3 protein-coding genes and 1 pseudogene are annotated in these 3,218 nt (G+C 63.7%); 3 read left to right on the top strand and 1 reads right to left on the bottom strand.

Going from position 1 to position 3,218, the window contains the following annotated elements; all coding sequences use genetic code 11:
• The first annotated feature begins 122 nt into the window (after nucleotides 1-122).
• Both Q0741_RS07640 and Q0741_RS07635 read left to right on the top strand, forming a co-directional pair.
• Nucleotides 123-1,315, top strand: a protein-coding gene (locus Q0741_RS07640) for an IS3 family transposase (RefSeq protein ID WP_298232600.1) whose coding sequence is annotated in 2 segments (ribosomal slippage) — nucleotides 123-381 and nucleotides 381-1,315 — 1,194 coding nt in all. Because the reading frame shifts where the segments join, the coding sequence is not laid out codon by codon here.
• Nucleotides 1,316-1,789: 474 nt separating this feature from the next.
• Nucleotides 1,790-2,131, top strand: a complete 342-nt coding sequence (locus Q0741_RS07635) for a type II toxin-antitoxin system HicB family antitoxin (protein WP_298232599.1) — start codon at nucleotides 1,790-1,792, stop codon at nucleotides 2,129-2,131.
• Between the two features lie 131 nt (nucleotides 2,132-2,262).
• Here Q0741_RS07635 and Q0741_RS07630 read toward each other — a convergent pair.
• Nucleotides 2,263-2,667 (bottom strand): annotated as a pseudogene (locus Q0741_RS07630) (DDE-type integrase/transposase/recombinase); the annotation flags it as partial.
• Nucleotides 2,668-2,750: 83 nt separating this feature from the next.
• Here Q0741_RS07630 and Q0741_RS07625 point away from each other — a divergent pair.
• Entirely contained in the window at nucleotides 2,751-3,083 is a 333-nt protein-coding gene (locus tag Q0741_RS07625; RefSeq protein ID WP_298232598.1) for a hypothetical protein, read from the top strand.
• The last annotated feature ends 135 nt before the right edge of the window (nucleotides 3,084-3,218 follow it).

Below are 3,218 nucleotides of genomic sequence, written 5' to 3'. Positions count from 1 at the left end.
CCGCCTGAGCGCGCCCTGGTGCTGTGCGTGGACGAGAAGCCCACCATCCAGGCCATCAGTGACCTTGCCCCCGAAAACCGTAGCTCGTAGCTGATGGTCAAATCAGAGGATGGAGCTACTGGATGAAAGATAAGCAGACCCGCGCCAGGTACACGCTGGAGTTCAAGCTGGAGGCGGTGCGGCTGGTCAATGAGGGGCAGCCGGTGCCGGTGACGGCGAAGGTTCTGGGGATACCGAAGGCGACGCTGGGCAATTGGGTTCGTGAGGCGGCCAGGGGGGCGCTTAAGGGTGCCGGGGACAAGCCGGTGACGGCCGAGCAGATGGAAATTGCGCGGCTGAGGGCCGAGCTCGCGCGCGTGAAGATGGAGCGCGACGTATTGGAAAAAGCGACGGCGTACTTCGCGAAAGCGCGGGGGTGAAGTACGCCTGGATCGAGCGCCACGGCCGGCAATGGCCGTTGTCGCTGACCTGCGAGGTGCTACGCGTGAGCGTCAGCGGGTACCTGGAACATCGACGCCGGCGCGATGCGCGCAAGCCCAGCCGGCCAGGTTCGGGGCGGCTCAGCGATGAGGTGTTGCTGGTACACATGCGTGCCATCCATGCCGAGATGGGCCAGGAGTACGGCTGGCCGCGGATGTGGAAGGAGTTGCTGGCGCGCGGTCACCGCGTGGGCAAGGAGCGTGTGCACCGCCTTATGAGCCGGCACGGCATCAGGGCGCGCGGCAGGCGCAAGTACGTCGTCACCACCGACAGCCGACACCACCTACCGGTGGCACCGGACCTGTTGCAGCGCGACTTCAGCCCAGCGGCACCGAACCAGGTCTGGTCCAGTGACATCACTTGGATCCCTACAGACGAGGGCTGGCTGTACCTGGCTGCTGTGCTGGACCTGCATAGCCGCCAGGTGGTGGGCTGGAGCATGAAGCCGCACATGCAGACCAGCCTTGTGACGGATGCGCTGCGCATGGCTTGGTTCCGGCGCCGTCCTGAGCCTGGGCTGACCTTCCATTCCGATAGGGGCAGCCAGTACTGCAGCCACGAGTTCCAGCATGCCCTGCAAGGCTACGCCATGCGCTCATCAATGAGCCGCAAGGGAAATTGCTGGGACAATTCCCCGACCGAAAGCTTGTGGTCTCGGCTCACGGTGGGCAGACTCCACGGCCGCAAGTTCGCTACGCTGCGGCAGGCGATGGATGAGGTCGTTGACTGGTTGACTTTTTACAACTACCGCCGTTTGCATTCCTCGCTGGGCTACCTGAGCCCTATGCAGTACGAGCAACGCTGGCATGCGGCGCAGCACAAGAACGCCGCATAGAACGAGGGCTAAGAACTACGGGAAACAGGGGCAAGGTCACGCGGTAATGGCCAAAGCCAAGCTGAGATAGTCCAGCTCGACCAGAGACAGGATAAGAGTCCTAAGGTATGTTCTACCAACGCAGCCTGCTACCTTGACCTGGTAAATAGGGCAGGGCGCTGCAAGTGCTTGTCATGCTTAAGTTTTTGCGTCTGTAAGTCCGGCAGAGATAGGCTGCTCGTTCTTTTATTTATAGGAGATTATGCGACAAGCCTCTTGGAGGCCATGCACCAGAACCCGCGCGACGGGTCCCTGGAGTAACTGCTGACGGTGGCCCGGCGCCATCACGTCGACTGTCGCAGCAGCGGTGGCAGACACCATGTGTTCTCGCACTCGGCGGTCCCCGACATCGTGACCGAGCCCGCTCACTGACCGATCAAGGCCATCTACGTCAAGCAGTTCGTGGCCTTCATCGATCGCATTCAGGACTGAGCCATGAACGACGTCGAGCACATCCAGCCCGTTTGCCCGCCGTACCCCTTCGAGGACTACGCACGGCTCATCAGCCACCTCAGCGGAGAAGACGGCGGCGGCTACCTCGTCACGTTCCCGGACCTGCCGGGCGTCATGGCCCACGGCGAGAGCGTCGAGGAAGCTTTGCGCAATGCGCGCGACGCTTTCAAGTCGGCCATCGCGGCGATGGTGGACATGGGGCGCGACATCCCGGCACCGACCTTCAAGCCCGACGATGTGGCAGCACCCAAGCTCTCGGGCAAGTTCGTCACGCGCGTGCCCAAGAGCGTCCATGCGCTGCTCGCGCCGAAGGAGTGTCGCTGACTCGCTGGTGCTGGCCCTGCTTGCCGAAGGACTCGGCCGCTGCCGCGGGCGAGCGTGACGCGCTGGCCGCAACATGGGCTGCATATTGCGCATGAACCGCGCCGGGAATCTCGTAGGCTCGTTGGTGTGAGTCAGGCAGGGACGGCTGACTCGGCAAGTTGACGATGGTAGTTGGCTTCAGCTTCCGCAGGCGGGATGTTGCCGATGGGCTCCAGCAGCCGGTGGTGATGGAACCAGGCCACCCAGCTCAGCGTTGCCAGCTCAACAGACTCCTTGCTCTTCCAGGATGACCGACGATGGATCACTTCGGCCTTGTACAACCCGTTGATCGTCTCGGCCAGGGCGTTGTCGTAGGAGTCGCCCACGCTGCCCACGGACGGCTCGATGCCGGCTTCGGCCAGGCGCTCGGTGTAGCGAATGCTGACGTATTGCGACCCGTGGTCCGAGTGATGCACCAGCCGGTCTTCCTCGGTAGGCCTGCGCTCGTACAGGGCCTGCTCCAGCGCGTCGAGCACGAAGTCCGTGCGCATGGACGTAAGCGCTCAGCGCGCGGCGTTCTTCACCGCGGCGGCGCCATCCGAACAATGCCCTCATCGGTAACGCATGAGGAGCAACGAAGATGGAAGCAGGCAGGCAAGTCGTCAAGCGGCGGCGTCTGGACCAGCCGGCATGGCGCGAGGTGCTGCAGCGCTTTGATGGCGCGGGCATGACGGTGGAGGACTTCTGCCGTGCCGAGGGGCTGTGCCGCAGCAGTTTCACCCGTTGGCGCCGGCGGCTGCGCACGCCAGCTGAAGCAGCCCGGCCGGTGGCGGTGAAGGCGGTCAAGCAGGAGGGGCCGGCGGCGTTCGTGGACTTGGGGCTGCTCGGTGGTGCCGGCGCAGCGCCGCTGCCCGCGCTGGACTTGCGCATCGAGCTCGGCGGCGGAGTGGTGCTGCACCTGGTGAGGCGCTGATGTTCTTCCCCGAGGGCCGCATCCGCGTTTTCCTGTACGGTAAACCGGTAGACATGCGCAATTCCTTCAACGGCCTCTATCACTACTCTGCCAAGTTACTCACGCCGATGCAGAACAACTGCGGCGCCGCAATGA

This window comes from uncultured Azohydromonas sp. (genome assembly GCF_937926365.1).
GTDB lineage: Bacteria > Pseudomonadota > Gammaproteobacteria > Burkholderiales > Burkholderiaceae_C > Azohydromonas.
Note: the sequence above shows the minus strand (reverse complement) of the source record. Positions and strands in the feature narration are given on the sequence as shown.

Coding starts and splice junctions, on each gene's coding strand:
- Q0741_RS07635 (WP_298232599.1), top strand. CDS start 1,790: ATGAACGACGTCGAGCACATCCAGCCCGTTTGCCCGCCGTACCCCTTC.
- Q0741_RS07625 (WP_298232598.1), top strand. CDS start 2,751: ATGGAAGCAGGCAGGCAAGTCGTCAAGCGGCGGCGTCTGGACCAGCCG.